The sequence below is a fragment of the Alicyclobacillus acidoterrestris genome, from assembly GCF_022674245.1.
GTDB lineage: Bacteria > Bacillota > Bacilli > Alicyclobacillales > Alicyclobacillaceae > Alicyclobacillus > Alicyclobacillus acidoterrestris.
Window position 1 is genome coordinate 4,017,501 of the sequence record NZ_CP080467.1, and the last position, 15,700, is coordinate 4,033,200.

The 15,700-nt window shown below is 54.2% G+C and carries 13 protein-coding genes, 11 tRNA genes and 1 rRNA gene (1 of these 25 running past the window's edge); 13 read left to right on the top strand and 12 right to left on the bottom strand.

The annotated features are described in order from the left end of the window. Nucleotides 1–1,147: ribosomal RNA gene (locus K1I37_RS19715) — 16S ribosomal RNA — on the bottom strand (it extends 385 nt beyond the left edge of the window). Between the two features lie 1,011 nt (nt 1,148–2,158). Between K1I37_RS19715 and K1I37_RS19720 the strand changes: the two genes are divergently transcribed. The 11 genes from K1I37_RS19720 to K1I37_RS19770 all read left to right on the top strand — a co-directional run bounded on the left by K1I37_RS19720 (nt 2,159) and on the right by K1I37_RS19770 (nt 3,169). Further along, nucleotides 2,159–2,242: transfer RNA gene (locus tag K1I37_RS19720), tRNA-Tyr, on the top strand. 68 nt (nt 2,243–2,310) lie between these two features. Next, a tRNA-His gene (locus tag K1I37_RS19725) sits at nt 2,311–2,386 on the top strand. A gap of 3 nt (nt 2,387–2,389) precedes the next feature. Beyond that, nucleotides 2,390–2,464 (top strand) — tRNA-Gln (locus K1I37_RS19730). Nucleotides 2,465–2,466: 2 nt separating this feature from the next. Next, a tRNA-Arg gene (locus tag K1I37_RS19735) sits at nt 2,467–2,543 on the top strand. A 5-nt stretch (nt 2,544–2,548) separates the two neighbouring features. Then, nucleotides 2,549–2,624, top strand: a tRNA-Ala gene (locus K1I37_RS19740). Nucleotides 2,625–2,627: 3 nt separating this feature from the next. After that, a tRNA-Asn gene (locus K1I37_RS19745) sits at nt 2,628–2,702 on the top strand. Nucleotides 2,703–2,706: 4 nt separating this feature from the next. Beyond that, a tRNA-Glu gene (locus tag K1I37_RS19750) sits at nt 2,707–2,781 on the top strand. A 69-nt stretch (nt 2,782–2,850) separates the two neighbouring features. After that, a tRNA-Val gene (locus tag K1I37_RS19755) sits at nt 2,851–2,926 on the top strand. A 3-nt stretch (nt 2,927–2,929) separates the two neighbouring features. Beyond that, nucleotides 2,930–3,005, top strand: a tRNA-Met gene (locus K1I37_RS19760). 3 nt (nt 3,006–3,008) lie between these two features. Continuing rightward, nucleotides 3,009–3,084 (top strand) — tRNA-Phe (locus K1I37_RS19765). An 8-nt stretch (nt 3,085–3,092) separates the two neighbouring features. After that, nucleotides 3,093–3,169: transfer RNA gene (locus K1I37_RS19770), tRNA-Met, on the top strand. 272 nt (nt 3,170–3,441) lie between these two features. Here the strand turns inward: K1I37_RS19770 and K1I37_RS19775 are convergent. The 5 genes from K1I37_RS19775 to K1I37_RS19795 form a co-directional block, all read right to left on the bottom strand. Next, nucleotides 3,442–4,305 carry a PhzF family phenazine biosynthesis protein gene (locus tag K1I37_RS19775; RefSeq protein ID WP_021297993.1) on the bottom strand — a complete coding sequence of 288 codons (864 nt, stop codon included), beginning with the start codon at nt 4,303–4,305 and terminating at the stop codon, nt 3,442–3,444. Between the two features lie 102 nt (nt 4,306–4,407). Beyond that, nucleotides 4,408–6,099: an ABC1 kinase family protein gene (locus tag K1I37_RS19780; RefSeq protein WP_021297994.1), complete on the bottom strand. Its 1,692-nt coding sequence runs from the start codon at nt 6,097–6,099 to the stop codon at nt 4,408–4,410. Nucleotides 6,100–6,173: 74 nt separating this feature from the next. Further along, the gene (locus K1I37_RS19785; RefSeq protein ID WP_236613919.1) at nt 6,174–6,557 is read right to left on the bottom strand and encodes a phasin family protein; all 384 of its coding nucleotides are present in this window, start codon (nt 6,555–6,557) and stop codon (nt 6,174–6,176) included. Nucleotides 6,558–6,674: 117 nt separating this feature from the next. Further along, nucleotides 6,675–7,397: a pseudouridine synthase gene (locus K1I37_RS19790; RefSeq protein ID WP_021297996.1), complete on the bottom strand. Its 723-nt coding sequence runs from the start codon at nt 7,395–7,397 to the stop codon at nt 6,675–6,677. Continuing rightward, a complete protein-coding gene (locus K1I37_RS19795; protein ID WP_021297997.1) occupies nt 7,394–8,110 on the bottom strand; it encodes an MOSC domain-containing protein in 717 nt (238 codons plus the stop codon). The genes K1I37_RS19790 and K1I37_RS19795 overlap by 4 nt, the downstream gene beginning before the upstream one ends. 256 nt (nt 8,111–8,366) lie before the next feature. Between K1I37_RS19795 and gmk the strand changes: the two genes are divergently transcribed. Both gmk and K1I37_RS19805 read left to right on the top strand, forming a co-directional pair. Continuing rightward, nucleotides 8,367–9,215, top strand: a complete 849-nt coding sequence (gmk, locus tag K1I37_RS19800; protein ID WP_021297998.1) for a guanylate kinase — start codon at nt 8,367–8,369, stop codon at nt 9,213–9,215. Between the two features lie 52 nt (nt 9,216–9,267). After that, a complete protein-coding gene (locus K1I37_RS19805) occupies nt 9,268–9,477 on the top strand; it encodes a hypothetical protein (protein WP_021297999.1) in 210 nt (69 codons plus the stop codon). 47 nt (nt 9,478–9,524) lie between these two features. On the opposite strand, the gene K1I37_RS19810 is transcribed toward K1I37_RS19805, so the two are convergent. The 6 genes from K1I37_RS19810 to K1I37_RS19835 form a co-directional block, all read right to left on the bottom strand. Next, on the bottom strand, nt 9,525–9,827 hold the full coding sequence (locus K1I37_RS19810; protein ID WP_242215947.1) for a YuzB family protein: 303 nt from the start codon (nt 9,825–9,827) through the stop codon (nt 9,525–9,527). A gap of 66 nt (nt 9,828–9,893) precedes the next feature. Continuing rightward, on the bottom strand, nt 9,894–10,868 hold the full coding sequence (locus tag K1I37_RS19815) for an ABC transporter ATP-binding protein (protein WP_242215948.1): 975 nt from the start codon (nt 10,866–10,868) through the stop codon (nt 9,894–9,896). Then, nucleotides 10,829–11,857, bottom strand: coding sequence for an ABC transporter ATP-binding protein (locus tag K1I37_RS19820; protein ID WP_242215949.1), 1,029 nt, complete (start codon nt 11,855–11,857; stop codon nt 10,829–10,831). The genes K1I37_RS19815 and K1I37_RS19820 overlap by 40 nt, the downstream gene beginning before the upstream one ends. Next, nucleotides 11,826–12,776 carry an ABC transporter permease gene (locus K1I37_RS19825; protein WP_242215950.1) on the bottom strand — a complete coding sequence of 317 codons (951 nt, stop codon included), beginning with the start codon at nt 12,774–12,776 and terminating at the stop codon, nt 11,826–11,828. The genes K1I37_RS19820 and K1I37_RS19825 overlap by 32 nt, the downstream gene beginning before the upstream one ends. After that, nucleotides 12,773–13,762, bottom strand: a complete 990-nt coding sequence (locus tag K1I37_RS19830; protein WP_242215951.1) for an ABC transporter permease — start codon at nt 13,760–13,762, stop codon at nt 12,773–12,775. The genes K1I37_RS19825 and K1I37_RS19830 overlap by 4 nt, the downstream gene beginning before the upstream one ends. Nucleotides 13,763–13,923: 161 nt before the next feature. Continuing rightward, a complete protein-coding gene (locus tag K1I37_RS19835) occupies nt 13,924–15,672 on the bottom strand; it encodes an ABC transporter substrate-binding protein (protein ID WP_242215952.1) in 1,749 nt (582 codons plus the stop codon). Between the last annotated feature and the right edge of the window lie 28 nt (nt 15,673–15,700).

The window sequence follows — 15,700 nt, forward strand, 5'->3', positions numbered from 1 at the left end:
TCACCTGTGAGTCCCCACCTCTACGTGCTGGTAACACAGATCAAGGGTTGCGCTCGTTGCGGGACTTAACCCAACATCTCACGACACGAGCTGACGACAACCATGCACCACCTGTCTCCTCTGCCCCGAAGGGAAGGTACATCTCTGCACCGGTCAGAGGGATGTCAAGCCCTGGTAAGGTTCTTCGCGTTGCTTCGAATTAAACCACATGCTCCACTGCTTGTGCGGGCCCCCGTCAATTCCTTTGAGTTTCAGTCTTGCGACCGTACTCCCCAGGCGGAGTGCTTATTGGGTTTCCTTCGGCACTGGGGTGTGTCCCCCCAACACCTAGCACTCATCGTTTACGGCGTGGACTACCAGGGTATCTAATCCTGTTTGCTCCCCACGCTTTCGTGCCTCAGCGTCAGTCACTGTCCAGCAAGGCGCCTTCGCCACTGGTATTCCTCCACATATCTACGCATTTCACCGCTACACGTGGAATTCCCCTTGCCTCTCCAGCACTCAAGTCATGCAGTTTCCAAAGCAATCCCAAGGTTGAGCCTTGGACTTTCACTTCAGACTTACACAACCGCCTACGCACGCTTTACGCCCAGTGATTCCGGACAACGCTTGCCCCCTACGTATTACCGCGGCTGCTGGCACGTAGTTAGCCGGGGCTTCCTCACTCGGTACCGTCTCACAAGGAGCTTTCCACTCTCCTTGTCGCTCTCCCCGAGCAACAGAGCTTTACAACCCGAAGGCCTTCTTCGCTCACGCGGCGTTGCTCCGTCAGGCTTGCGCCCATTGCGGAAGATTCCCTACTGCTGCCTCCCGTAGGAGTCTGGGCCGTGTCTCAGTCCCAGTGTGGCCGGTCACCCTCTCAGGTCGGCTACGCATCGTCGCCTTGGTGAGCCGTTACCTCACCAACTAGCTAATGCGCCGCGGGCTCCTCTCTCAGCGATGCAGTTGCATCTTTCAACATAGGTAGATGCCTACCCATGTATTATCCGGCATTAGCACCCGTTTCCGAGTGTTATTCCAGTCTGAAAGGCAGATTGCCCACGTGTTACTCACCCGTCCGCCGCTAGCCCCGAAGGGCTCGCTCGACTTGCATGTATTAGGCACGCCGCCAGCGTTCGTCCTGAGCCAGGATCAAACTCTCAAAAAATGGCGTTGTTCATATGTTTCAATCGTCGCTGTGACCAAAGGTCACGTTGTCCGAAACTTTTAGGCGTGTGTGTTCAGTTTTCAAGGAACCAAACCTGCTGTGAAAGCCCCACAGAAGCTGATTCAACGAGGAACCAGATGAAGTGATTCTTTCAAGCAAGTGCCGCTTCTGTCGAAGCAGCTTAAGTACTATATCACGAACCGACGTTCGTTGTCAACAGTGAGTATTTCATTTCATCGCCGGAGATGACTCCGGTACACCAACGACATTCGGCAAAAACCGACACGAATTGGCCGATGAAAACCACCGAGACAGCTGCGCTTTGAGGGCAGCACCGCTTGAAGCGGCGAGAGATACTATAACATGTGCGCCAAACCATCGTCAAGTGTCATACACAAAATCAATAAAATTGCCGCAGCAAGGCGTTAGTCGTAAGCGATATGGTTAACAAGTAGGGCTAAAAGCGGGTTATTCTCTCCTCTTCTACCCACTTAACTTTCAACAACTTGCAAAACGCAAACCAATCGCACCTATATAAACCCGTACAAAGCCCGAAAACTACATTTACTCACCATAAAGAATCAACGACACTACACCAGCTTCAACATCACGTCCGAGCAACCACTCAATCTATCCGTATATCGTCAGCCAAATATCGTGCACTAATCAATAGGACTACATTAATGGGCACAAAACCTCATCCACAGTAACCGCGTCACGCGGCCCTTACCGCTTACTAAATTATCCGACCCGTTTGTATCCGATACCCGTTCATTACGTGCATTAAGATTAAGGAAAACTACATTTCTGGAATTGTGCCAAAGAACCGCGCCGTATTTGGAAAAGCAAAGGGGGATCTGAGTATACACGCCATACACTGCGACAATGCACTCCAAATGGTGCCTCGCAGAACATATTCATGCGATTTTGTCGATTAACCCCTTGACTCAGATAAATTGTGCGTGGTATCTTACTGATTGCGCATTGCGAGACTGTGTTCTTGCAACGAGCGGAGGGGTACCAAAGTGGCCAACTGGGGCGGACTGTAAATCCGTTGCGAAAGCTTCGAAGGTTCGAATCCTTCCCCCTCCACCATCTGTGAATCTTTCCTCCTCGACGTATGTTTCTGTACTCGATTGGAAAGTATGAGCAGCGTATCTGTGGTGAGTGTGGCGAAGGGGTTAACGCACCGGATTGTGATTCCGGCATGCATGGGTTCGATTCCCATCACTCACCCCACGCTGGGGAATAGCCAAGCGGTAAGGCAACGGTTTTTGGTACCGTCATGCGAAGGTTCGAATCCTTCTTCCCCAGCCAATGTGCCCTTAGCTCAGCTGGATAGAGCGTTTGACTACGAATCAAAAGGTCGGGAGTTCGAATCTCTCAGGGCACGCCAATTCCGGGGGTATAGCTCAGCTGGGAGAGCACCTGCCTTGCAAGCAGGGGGTCGTCGGTTCGAATCCGTCTACCTCCACCACATTCCTCGATAGCTCAGCGGTAGAGCATCCGACTGTTAATCGGAGGGTCGTAGGTTCGAATCCTACTCGGGGAGCCAATTTGGCCCCATGGTCAAGCGGTTAAGACACCGCCCTTTCACGGCGGTAACGCGGGTTCGAATCCCGCTGGGGTCACCACTTGTTCGACTTTATCATCAACGAGTCAACCAAGTTGTTCAAATAGATTTGAAGACAGTTGATGAGTTTGGACGTTTAGCTCAGTTGGGAGAGCATCTGCCTTACAAGCAGAGGGTCGGCGGTTCGAGCCCGTCAACGTCCACCATAACGCGGGGTGGAGCAGTTGGCAGCTCGTCGGGCTCATAACCCGAAGGTCGCAGGTTCAAGTCCTGCCCCCGCAACCATTTGGCTCGGTAGCTCAGTCGGTAGAGCAGAGGACTGAAAATCCTCGTGTCGGCGGTTCGATTCCGTCCCGAGCCACCATTTATTGTGGCGGCGTAGCTCAGCTGGTTAGAGCACACGGTTCATACCCGTGGCGTCGGTGGTTCGAATCCACTCGCCGCTACCAAACACCAATAGGCACGGTTTGTATCGATGAAGACCATCGACGCACACCGTGCCTATTTTCTTTTATCCATCGCTTCTACCTTCGAAGGCGTGAGGGAATTCCCACACATACCGTCGCACATATCCATGTTTTTCGCCTGTGGGACAAGCGGCCGATCGAAGGAGGGGTAGTTCGGTGGTTTTCTTGTCCCACAGGCTTGCTATAAGGTAATCAAAAACGACGCGCTGTGGTACTGGCGCTTGTCTCGTCAGGCAATTGCTCAGATGCGAAAGTCAGGACGTGCGCAACTGTGTGCGAAATACTGTGACGGCCTTGCCGCCGACAAACACTTCCATGTCGCGCGTTACCTGCACCAGAATGCGCCCAGGTCGTCCGACGCTCCAGCCTTGTTCAAATACGTAAGACCCAGGTTCCACAACGCCCGTATGTACCAACAATGCCCCTAGCGCGCCACTGGCTGTCCCCGTGTGCGGATCTTCGTTGACGCCGACTGCTGGCGAAAAGTCGCGTGCGTGAACCGTCGCCTCCTGATCCACCGTCTCCATCGTGTACACGTGAACGGATGCAGCGCCCAATTGCCTGCAAATAGTAGCCAGTCGGTCAAACTGCGGCGCCAGTTCTTGGAGTGTCGCAAGATGCCGCAGCGGCACAAGGATATCCCACAGCCCGGTATAAGCCAATTGAAAAGGCAGCGCTGCGTCAAGGTCCTCCTCACGCACTTGCAAAGCGTTCACCACCGCGCGTTGCATGTCTTCATCAAGGGCGCGAAATGCCGGATCCGCCTGACGCATCCACGCGGTTCCATCCGCCTCAAGGCGCATCGTTAACCCACCGACATTGGTCTCTGCGACGATTTCTCCGCTTATGCCGAACTGCGCTTGCAGCGTATGTAATCCGGCGATTGTGGCGTGTCCACACAAATCTACCTCTGTCTCCGGCGTGTAGTAGCGAAACTTGAAACGCCGCGTCTCCAGTTGCTCAATAAATACGGTCTCCGAGCAGTTTAATTCACGCGCAATTTTCTGCCGGATATCCGTTGATATGTCGGCGGCATCCACCACGACTCCTGCGGGATTCCCGCAGAAGGGCGTCTCTGTAAACGCGTCTACCTGAGAAACTTCAATTGACGTCGGCAAGCGAATTCCTCATTTCTTTTCGTATAAAGAAAATATTCAAACAAAACTCGTTTTCCCATCCCGTCATCAAACCGCCAGTCGACGGGATGCACCCCATCGGCACTAGCGGTTTGATCTCCATATCGAGATGACAAGGGCGACAAACAGAACAATGCCAATAATCGCACCGACGTCCGTCATCGGCAGCGACCACAAGGCGGACGGACTTTTCGACAGGACCGACGCGACCATGAGTCCGGCCATAAAAATGCTAAACGCCAAAAGGACAATACTGAATGACAAGCGGTTGCCAATCCGAATAAACTGGCTCACCATCCGCGTAAGTTCAGGCACTTCGACAGATACCTTCACTTGCCCCTTCGACAACCCCTGGAGAATCGTGCGGAGTTGCTTCGGGAGGTCGGTGGCGAGATCGAACAAGTCCAACACGCTTTTGATGCCCATTTGCGAAAGCTTTTTCGGATTGAGTCTATCCATCAACAACTTGCGCCCGAACGGTTCAGCGATGTTCAAGATGCGAAACGAGGGATTCAACCCCTCGACGACGCCCTCAATGGTGATGAGCGTCTTCCCGACGAGTGCCAAATCGGACGGAATCTTAATGCGGTGCTTGTATGCCACCGCGAACAAATCAGCAGTCGCCTCACCAAGGCTAATTTGTTGGAACGGCACATCGTAGTATTTCTCGCGCAAGCCGTCTACGTCGCGGTGCAACTTTCTATCGTCAATATCCGTCGGTACGACACCCATACGATAGAGCACTCGGACAATGGCGTCGGAGTCACGGCGCATCAATCCCACGATTAAGCCAGCTAAATACCGTTTCATCTCCGACGTCAAACGGCCGACCATGCCAAAATCCATAAACAAAATACTGTGATCCGGCAAGACGGCCAGGTTGCCCGGATGAGGATCCGCATGAAAAAAACCATGAATCAACAGCTGGTCAAAGACGGCATGAGCTGCCCGTTCAGCGATGAGTCCGGTGTCGTAGCCAGCGTCCTCCAGCAGTTGACGATTGGCCAATTTGATGCCGCGGACGTACTCCATCGTCAGAACCCTAGTGGTCGTCCAGTCCCAATAAATTTGCGGGACCCGCACGTAGCTGTCGTTCTCATGGATTTTCCGAAGCCTATCCGCGTTGCGCCCTTCAATGGTGTAGTTGAGCTCATTGAGTAGCGTATAGCGAAACTCTTCCACCACGTCGGTCAATTCGTAGTGTTCCGCCCACTCTAAGTTCCGCTCCGCCAAACGGGCCAAATCCATGAGGATTTCCAAATCGACCTGGATGGTCCGTTCGATGTCCGGGCGCTGGATCTTGACGGCCACCTCTTCACCGCTCTGGAGGCGCGCTCTGTGCACTTGGCCAATCGAAGCTGATCCGACCGGTTGCTCATCAAACTCTGAAAACAACACATGTATGGGACTGCCCAACTCCTGCTCAATCAACTGCTCGACTTCGGTAAACGGGAACGGCGGCACTTCATCCTGCAACCGGGTCAATTGCTCAATGAGTTCAGCGGGAAAGACATCGCCGCGCAAGCTCGCCATTTGCCCGAGTTTGATGAACGTCGGTCCCAGTTGCTCAATGACAAGGCGTATGCGCTCATACGTCGTCAGCGAATGTCGTGCTTCCTTTCGTTCCGTAAACAGCCGCCGCGGCAGATTCATCACGTCGGCCAGCCCAATCTCGTCGATGAACCACCCGAACCCATTGGCCACGAGAATATGTGCAATGTCCTTATAACGCGACAAATGTCGTACTCGTTTGCCAAGAATCTGTGGACCGACCATGCCGTACTCCTTCATCTACACGTATTTTCACAGGTCCGTGGAATACACCTTCGTGGCCTATCGCTTACTCGTCATCACGATTGTGTTGTATCCGATGTCGTCGTAGCGCTCTCCTCGCGCGGCTCCGGCTGCCCAAGTTTCGACTCTAATACTTCTACGCGCGCGGCAAGTCGAGTCACTGCCTCTCGAATAGAAGCCAACTGGTGCTCCAACCCGGCCGTCTGTTCGCGCAGTCCCAAGCGTTCAAGCGCCTTTTGAACCTGGTCTTGAATGTTGTTTTGCAATTCTGTACGCCCTTGTTCACCCCGCGCCACAAGTTCTTCAATCAAGGCTCGTGTCTGCTCCGGGGTGAGCTTGCGCTTCTCCGCCCACTGTTTTGCCGACTCCGTAATTTTTTCGCGGCTGAAAGACATCAGACCCACGCCGAGATCAACCATCTTGCGAATTGTATCGTCCATGACTGACACCTCGTTTCGGGGATTTACTTCCCCATAGTGTACCACTTCCATTGCGCTCACATGAAGCTGGCGGCCAGCTTCTACAGGGTGCTCTCCGGTATCATGTGCCATTCTCGCCTATTGCACCTCTTGCAGGCGAGCCACTTCCATTTCCGTCAGCTTGCGGTACTCGCCGGGCGAAAGATCCGAATCGAGTACCAAGGGCCCCATTTCCAAGCGTTTCAGGAAGGTGACAGGCTTGCCAAGCGCCATTAGCATTCGCTTGACTTGATGATACTTCCCTTCGTAAATCACGATTTCCGCGGCAGACGTCTGCCCGCGCTCGACAATCATCAATTCTCCAGGCAAGGCCTGATACCCGTCCTCAAGGGTGACCCCGTTTGCAATTGCCTGCACATCGTCCTCACCCAGTTCCCCTTGCACGTGAATCAGATATCGCTTGGGTACGTGATGCCTCGGCGACAGCAGACGATGTGCCAATTGTCCGTCGTTGGTCAAGAGGAGTAAACCCTCGGCGTCCTTATCCAATCGTCCCACAGGGAATACGTCAAAGTGCGCATCCGCTTCGTCCAGCAAATCCGTCACAACCGGGTCCCGCAAGTCCTCCGTCGCACTGAGGACGCCTTGTGGCTTATACATCATAAAATACGCGAACGCCGCATAGATGACTGGTTCTCCGTCCCATGTCACGACATCCTTCCCGGGCACGACATGCTGACCCGCGTCCTTGGCAATCACGCCGTTGACCTCAATGCGCGTCGCGCGAATCGCCTTTTTGACTTCCGTCCTCGTGCCCATGCCGGCATTGGCCAGCCACTTGTCCAAACGAATGGCTTTCACAGCGTACGTCCTTTCTGAACTCCATCTTCCATTTCTCGTGCCGACTTCGCTACTTCATCGCGCAACTCGGGTATACCCGACCGCCATGCATTGGCGAGCGCGCGACAGCTTTGCAGTGCGTCCAATACAGCTTTCGTTTTCTGGACGCGCCCGAACAAGAGGTCATTTAATAAGGAAATCGACAAATCAGGGTGCGGCCTGTCCACCAATTCCAAGGCGTCACCTGCAGCGATAACCCCTGGCGCAAGCACGCGAACATACCACCCTGTCCGGCCAGTCTGGCGCACCCTATCCGTCAAGGATGACGCTTGCCAACGCTCGGAAATTTTCCAACATGGCGTACGCGGCTGCGATACTTCAACCAGCACATTCCCGATGCGAAACACATCGCCTACACAGACAGTTTCCTCGTTCAATCCGGCGACCGTTAAATTTTCCCCAAACCCACCAGGAGAAAACGATAAATGTGGGTATTCCGCTGCCCACGTACGATAGTGCTCCAGGGCGTACACCAAAACGGCTTTGTCGGCGCCGCCGTGATGTTTCCGATCCGCCTGCGCATCTCCCTCTATCCCTCCCCGCTCGACAATCACAGGGCGGTTTACCGGCTCTTTGTAAAACGCCGTGCTCCACGTCTTCCCAGCGTCGCCATAGCGATGCATGACATAAGATTGGATTCGTCCAACTTGAATAGAAGTAATCTGGCCCTTCATCTCTCCCACCCCTTCTTACCGTCAGGTTTGTCACTATGGCTACACAATACCAGAAATGCCCGGTAACAAAATACGAATTGTAAAGAAAAAATACCTCCGCCAGGTCTGTTTACAGATTCTTCCGTGCATACTGAAAAAACAGGATGGATCGACTCGCACGGGAATTTTTTATGGAAATTACAATTAAAGATGCCTTTTTTCCAATGATGTGTGTATAATAGGAACAATCATTTCGAAGAACGGTGAGGGGTAGAGTATGGACAGAGTCCAGTTTCATCTTGATCGCCTTTTATTTGAAAAGAATATGAAGATCCCCGATTTAGTAGAAAAGAGTGGCGTGAACAAGAACACGCTCTACGCCATCAAAAAGAATATGATCTCCCGCGTCGATTTAAAAGTGTTGCAAAACATTTGCGACGCATTGGACTGTTCCTTATCTGATTTGATGAGTTACGTGCCGCAGAGCATCTCGTCGTCTCGCGAAGGTGTGCTGTTTGTGTTGTCCGGCCCATCCGGCGCTGGAAAAAATACGCTGATTAACTCGTTGAAACAAAATTACGATCTCGGCCTGACCTTTATCCCATCATTCACCACGCGCGCCATGCGCCCGGGCGAGGTCGAAGGAAATCCATACTTTTTCGTATCACTGAAGGACTTTGAGCAAATGGCCGCGCGGGGAGAATTTCTGGAACACGAAATCATTCACGGAAATTACTATGGGACACATCTGAAGACCTACGAAAAAACGTTGCGCGACGGCAAAGATGTGATTAAGGACATCGATGTCAACGGCGCACTCAACTTAAAAAAGACGTTCCCGAACAATATCGTCCTAATTTATGTTCGCCCAACGGTTTTGAACGAACTCGAGGATAGATTACACGGCCGGGGTGACGCCGACGAAGACATCCGCCGCCGCCTTGAACGCCTAAAGTACGAAGAGTCACTCAGCGACCAGTTCGACTTTCTGATATTCAACGACGATATTCCGACGGCGACGGCCGAATTGGCGCAGATTATCAAGACCTATACCAAACGCGGTGATACGCGCGACGTACGTAGTCAAAATCGCGTGGAAACAACATACGCACAAAAGGCAAAATAAGCACAAAGTCCGCATGTAACGCATACGCTTGCGCGGTAGGGAGAGAGTCACGATGCATACGCTGCTGATTGTGTGTTTGGTACTGCTCGGCATCCTGATTGTACTGATGGGCATTATCGCGTTCGTCGCACTGACCATTTATTGGACCATCGAACCTATTTTAGGAGCGCTTGGTAAGGTATCCACCGGCATTGATATCTTTAAGTTTATCTACCATCGCGTGCAAAAGTGGCGGGAACGGCGAAGGCGTCGACAGGGCTGATATCGATTCGCGAGGTTCTTCGCGATTGGACAAGCGGGATGCGCTGACTACTCCGTCTCCCCCCATAAGGCAAGATGCTGTTCAATGCGTTGCCGAATCCGCGCGAGACATGTCTCGGGATCTTTGGCGAACACGATGTTCCCATCGACGTAGGCGTAGGCATTGTGCGCGCACAACCCGCACTGACTCAAGCACTCGGTGCGCAAGACGGTTACGCCTGGATACATTCCCTCTAGCGCCTCCAAGTCCAATAGACTGATAGGGTTACTGTCGCAAACTTCAACAAGTACGATGTCCATCTGTGTCCCCTCGCGTGTCAGAGATGATTCGTCTAATTCACGCTTCATCATACCTCCTTGTACGGTCTATCGCCAAAATTCGAGCAGACGGGATGCATCAGCGGTCTCCCATTGCGGTTACAAGAGGTCTTCTGCGTAGTGGCAGGCCACGTGATGGTCCTTGGCCAACTCGCGCAACCCTGGCGTCTCTTCGCGGCACCGGTCTTTCACGAACGGGCACCGGTGTGCGAACGGGCATCCCACACGCCCTTCCAACAAGTTCGGCGCTTCATTCGTCGTCTCCGGCAACGGGATACTCCAGTCACTCCCCGGCGTCGCCGCGAACATCAGCCGCGTGTACGGGTGATACGGCTTCTCCAACAGCCCCGCCGACGGCGCCGTCTCCATCACGCGCCCGCCGTACAGCACCATAATCCGGTCGCCAAAGTAGCGGGCTGAGGCGAGATCGTGGGTGATGTACAGGTACGACAAGTTGAAGTCCCGCTTCAGTTCGTTCATCAACTCCAAGATGCCCGCACGAATCGACACGTCCAACATCGATATCGGCTCATCCGCCACGATGAACGCTGGGTTCACCGCGAGCGCACGGGCTATCGCCACGCGTTGGCGCTGACCGCCAGACAGCTCGTGCGGAAACTTCGCCCGAAACTCGTTCACCGGCGTCAGCCCAACACGTTGGAACAGATCTTCCACTTGTTGCGAGATCTCCGCGTGGCTGCCTCCACGATATTTCTTCAGGGGGAACATCAAGTGCCGCTCCAGCGTGCGCACGGGGTTGAGTGACCCGAACGGGTCTTGGAACACCATCTGCGCCACCTTCCGGTACTTCGTCAGCGCCGTCCCTTTGATGTGCGTCACGTCCTGGCCTCCGACTTTCACCGTACCTTCCGACGGTTCCAGGATGCGCACCAGGGAACGGCCGATGGTGCTCTTACCACTGCCCGACTCTCCCACCAACGCCAGCACTTCTCCCTGCTTGATGCGAAAGCTCACGTCGTCCACTGGTGTGATGAACGCCTGCTTCCCCTTCTGCCGGATTGGAAAACGGATTTTCAGGTGGTTGACTTCGATAAAGTTTGTCTGCTCGGCCATGCCATGTTGCCTCCCTTCACTTCGTCGTACAAGTGACACTCCACCAACGCGTGCGCCAGCTGGTGCAACGCCGGGCGCACTTGCTTGCACGCCTCCGACGCAAACGGGCACCGCGGATGGTATGCGCAGCCTTTCGGCAGGTGCAGCAAGTCGGGCGGATGCCCGGGTATCCCTTGAATTTCTACCTCTTCGTGCGTAAGTCTGGGTATCGCCCGCAACAGTCCCTCCGTGTACGGATGGTGTTCTTGACCGAGTTGCAGCGTCTTCGCGTCCGTGTTCTCAACCACGCGCCCCGCGTACATAATCGCCACGCGCTGTGCGAACTCCGCCACCAAACTGAAGTCGTGGCTGATGAACAAAATGGCAAACCCGCGCTGCTTCTGCAACTCCTGAATCTGGTTCAGAATCGACCGCTGCACCACCACGTCCAGCGCCGTCGTCGGTTCGTCCATAATCACCAGCGACGGTTCCAACGCGATGGCAATGGCGATAACAATTCGCTGACGCATACCGCCCGACAACTCGTGGGGATAGCTGCTCAAGTACTTCTGGTCAATGCGCACCAGTCGCAGCAAGTCCACCGCCCGCTCCCGCGCCTCTTTATACGACATCGAGGGTCGGTGGCTCCGGAACGTATCCACGATTTGCTTCTCTATCGTCATCACGGGGTTCAACGCCGTCATCGCACTTTGGAACACCATCGCCATCTCACTCCAGCGAAACGTCCGCAATTCCTTCTTGCTCATCGAATAGACGTCCCGCCCGTTCACGCGGATGGTCCCTTTCGTCAACCGGGCGTTGTTCTTCATCAGTCGCATAATGGCGTTGGCCATCGTCGATTTCCCTGACCCCGACTCGCCTATCAACCCAACTACTTCGTTCTGGTACACCTTCAGGTTGACATCGCTCACCGCCTGCACTGGTCCAGACACCGAATCATAGACGACGGATACATCATCAAGCTCCAATACGGGCACTCTTGCGTCCACGGCGTTTCCCTCCTTGTTCCTGGCGTAACCGCGGGTTCGTGATTTGGTCGATACTGAAGTTCATCAGGACCAGGGACAGCCCCACTAGTGCAATGCCAAGCCCCGGCGGCACAAACCAGTACCAAGCGCCATTGAGCAGCGCGCCGCCCGATTGCGACCAGTACAGCATCGTCCCCCAACTCACCGAGTTCACGCTCTCGAGTCCGAGGAAAGCCAGGCCCGATTCTGCCAGAATCGCACCCAAAATCGCGAAAATGATGTTCGACGCAATCACACTCGTCATATTCGGGATAATTTCCGTCACCATGATGCGCAGCGACGATGCCCCCGAAAGTTTCGCCGCCGTCACGAATTCCCGTCCGCGCAGCGACATTGCCTGCGCACGGAATACCCGCGCCCCCCAGGCCCAACCGGTCAACCCGATAATCAGCCCGTTCAATAGCGGCGTCGTGCTCTTCACCAGCGACTCCACCACAATCAACAAGGCCAAACTCGGCAACACGAGGAAGATATTCGAGATAAAGTTGAGAATGTTATCCGTCCAGCCACCGTGGTAGCCGCCCGTCACCCCGAAAATCAAACCGATGAACGTCGAGATAAGCCCTGCGCCTACCCCCACAATCAGCGTCGCACGCGTACCGAAGATGAACTGTGAAAAGATATCCTGACCGGTCGTCGTCGTCCCCAACAGATGTTTCGCACTCGGGGCCAGGTTTTGCGTAAAGTTGGTCGACAGCGGGTTATACGGCGCAATCAACGGTGCAAACACCGCAATCACCACGAAAATCAGAAACAGAATCACACCGACAAGCGATTTCCAATTCCCAAAGAACATCCGGAGCATATTCGCGTTTTTGCGCCGCTTGGCCACAGGCTCTGCAATCGGTTCCGTCGGCGACGTAATCGGTTCCGTCATCATACGGCCGCACCTCCCGTCCGAACGCGTGGGTCGAGTCGGCTATACAGCAAGTCAACAATCAAGTTGGCCAACAGCACCGCCAGGGCAATCACCAGAAACGCGCCCTGAATCAGCGGGTAATCCTGCTGTAAGACCGCCGCGTTCAGCTGTGCGCCAATCCCCGGGTACGAGTACACGACTTCCGTCAGAATCGAACCGCTCACCACGTTGCCGATGGCAATCGCGAAACTCGTGATTTGCGGCAGAATGGCATTGCGCGCGGCGTACATCATCACCAGCCGCATCGGTCGCACACCCTTGGCCTCGGCAAAGGTCACGTAATCTTCACCCAAGGTCAAAATCATATTGTTGCGCATGCCAATCAACCAACCGCTGAACGACCCCAGGAAGATGGTGATGGCCGGGAGAATCCCGTGTCTCAACGCGCTTAGGAAAAACGCCCACGTAAACGATGGTGGCGTGTCATCTGCATAGCCATGGGCAATTGGAAACCACCCAAACTTAAAACCGAACACGTATAGCAAAATCAGTCCTGTCCACATATACGGGGCTGCCTGAACGAACAGCGACGCAATCGGCAGCGTCGTGTCGAGCACCTTGCCGCGCCGCCAGGCGATGAGGATGCCAAGTCCTGTTCCTGCGAACACCGAAATCAACGTCGTGATGCCGACCAACCCCAGTGTCCACGGCAAGCTCTGGCCAATGACGGTCGTCGTCGGCGTCGGGTAGTAGGTAAACGAGAGTCCCCAGTTACCAGTCAACAATCCTTTGAGGTACGTCACATATTGCACGAAAATCGGTTGATTACTGAATCCGAACTGCAATTCCAGTGCGTGCATGGCCTGTGGCGTCAGGTTGTTCGAGAACTTTGCGAACATCGCCTGCGCCGGATCGCCAGGCATCATGCGGGGCAAGATGAAGTTGATGGTCACAGCCGCCCACACCGATACGACGAAAAAGATTAAGCGGTTCACCACATATCGCATGATGCTTCCCTCCACACGTTGCGTACGTAAAGTGGCAGAACGAATCTAGAGACCCGTTCTGCCGCAACACGATTTTGGCTCACCCCGATTTGGCCCAGCCTGATGTGACTTAACCGAATTGAACGCTCTATCTTTGAAAATGCTCGGTTTTCTGGTGTAAATCAGTTCGTTGGTTTGAGGTGCATAATCACGATGCCAGCTGCTGGCCACGACCATGGTGCCGGGGAAACGTACGGGTTATCCGCACTCGGCCAACCGGTGTAGTTCTTGGTGCTGTACTCGTACCACGTGCCGCCATAGAACAGCGGGATAGCCGGAAGTTGCTCTGCGGCAATCTTCTCGAACTTATACATCGCCTCTTTTTGCTTCTGCGGGTCAGATGTCGACTCGAATGCCTGGAAGGCGGCGTCCGTCGCCGGATCATTCCATTGTTCGTAGTTCATGCTGCCGTGCGAAGCGTACACGTTCTCGTCGATGTAATACGGGTTCGGACCGCCGCCGGACGATGCGATGGCCAACTGGAACTTGTGACTCTGCAGCGCCGCTTCATACCCTGCGTACTGCATCTGCTGCACGTTCACTTGAACACCCAGCTGTTTCAGGTTCTGCGCGATAATCTGTGCATCTGCGTCCCAGTCGGTCCAACCCGAAACTACCGCCAGATTGAACGAAAGCGGTTGCCCACTTGGCGATACGAAGATGCCATTGCTGTTCTTCTTGTACCCCGCACCCTCAAGCAGCTTTTCTGCCTGCGCGGTGTCGTAGGTAAACTTCTGGTCTGCTGCCGGCAAATTCGGGTCTATCCAGTCCTTGTTCGTCGGCAAAATCGTCGTCGGGCTCGCAACCTGCACATATCCATACTCGCCCTTGTTCGCCAAGTCGTCCCGGTTAATCGCCAAACTCAACGCCTCGCGTACAACTTTTTGGCTGAGAATCGGATCTTTCAAGTTTGGCAGCAGGTTGACCACGTTATTCGGCGGGAACCAGTACTTGTTGTTCGGGCTCTTCGACGCGTAGACTTTGTCGATGTTCTGGATGAACTGTCCTGCCCAATCCACTTCCCCTTGCGCAACGGCCAAGTTTGCGCTGTCGTTGCTGTTGTAAGCCGGGAAATTCACTTCCGGAACCGGCACCTTGCCGCCGTAGTAATCTGGGTTCGCCTTCATCGTGTAGTCCTGCGGGGAGAACTTATCCAGGATGAACGGTCCAGTACCCACTGGGTTCGGGTTCGTATATTTCGCTGGGTTGCCCACCGTCGACCAGATGTGCTCTGGTACGATAGGTTCCTGCTCGATGTACATCGCGAACGGAACGTCCGCCTTCTTGAAGGTAAACACGACGGTGTCGTCACCTTGTGCCTCGACGTTAGTCAATTCCGACCACACGCCGGAGGTGTCAATCGCCGGGTACTTTTTCAGCAGGTTGAAGGTGAAGACGACGTCCTTCGAGGTAAACGGCTTTCCGTCTGACCATTTCGCTGCCGTGTTCAACTTGACGGTCAATGTTTTGTTGCCGTTGCTCCAGGTTGCGGTCTTGCCCAACAGCGCATATTGGTTGGAGCTGACGAGGCTATCGTAAAATAATGGCTCATAAATAAATCCGAAGGTCCCGCCATTCGCGGTGGTCTGGTACTGGAACGGGTTGAAGTTGCGCTGGAAGCTGCCGTACGGCGCCGGAACGATGGTCATCGGCTTACCTTGAGCAGGTGTGGAACCACCTCCTGCCGACGAATTCGATTGATTCCCCGATGCTGTTGTCGAATTTCCACATCCGGCCAACGACGCCGTCATCGCGGCTACAGCCCCTGTAACGAGACCTATTTTCCATTTGTGCAACACGACATTTTCCCCCTTCTCAATTTGAATCGCTCGCATCAACAAGGTGATAGTCCGCTGATTCCCGTTCACCACCCCCCAACAGTCCTACGGATCTTTTTGT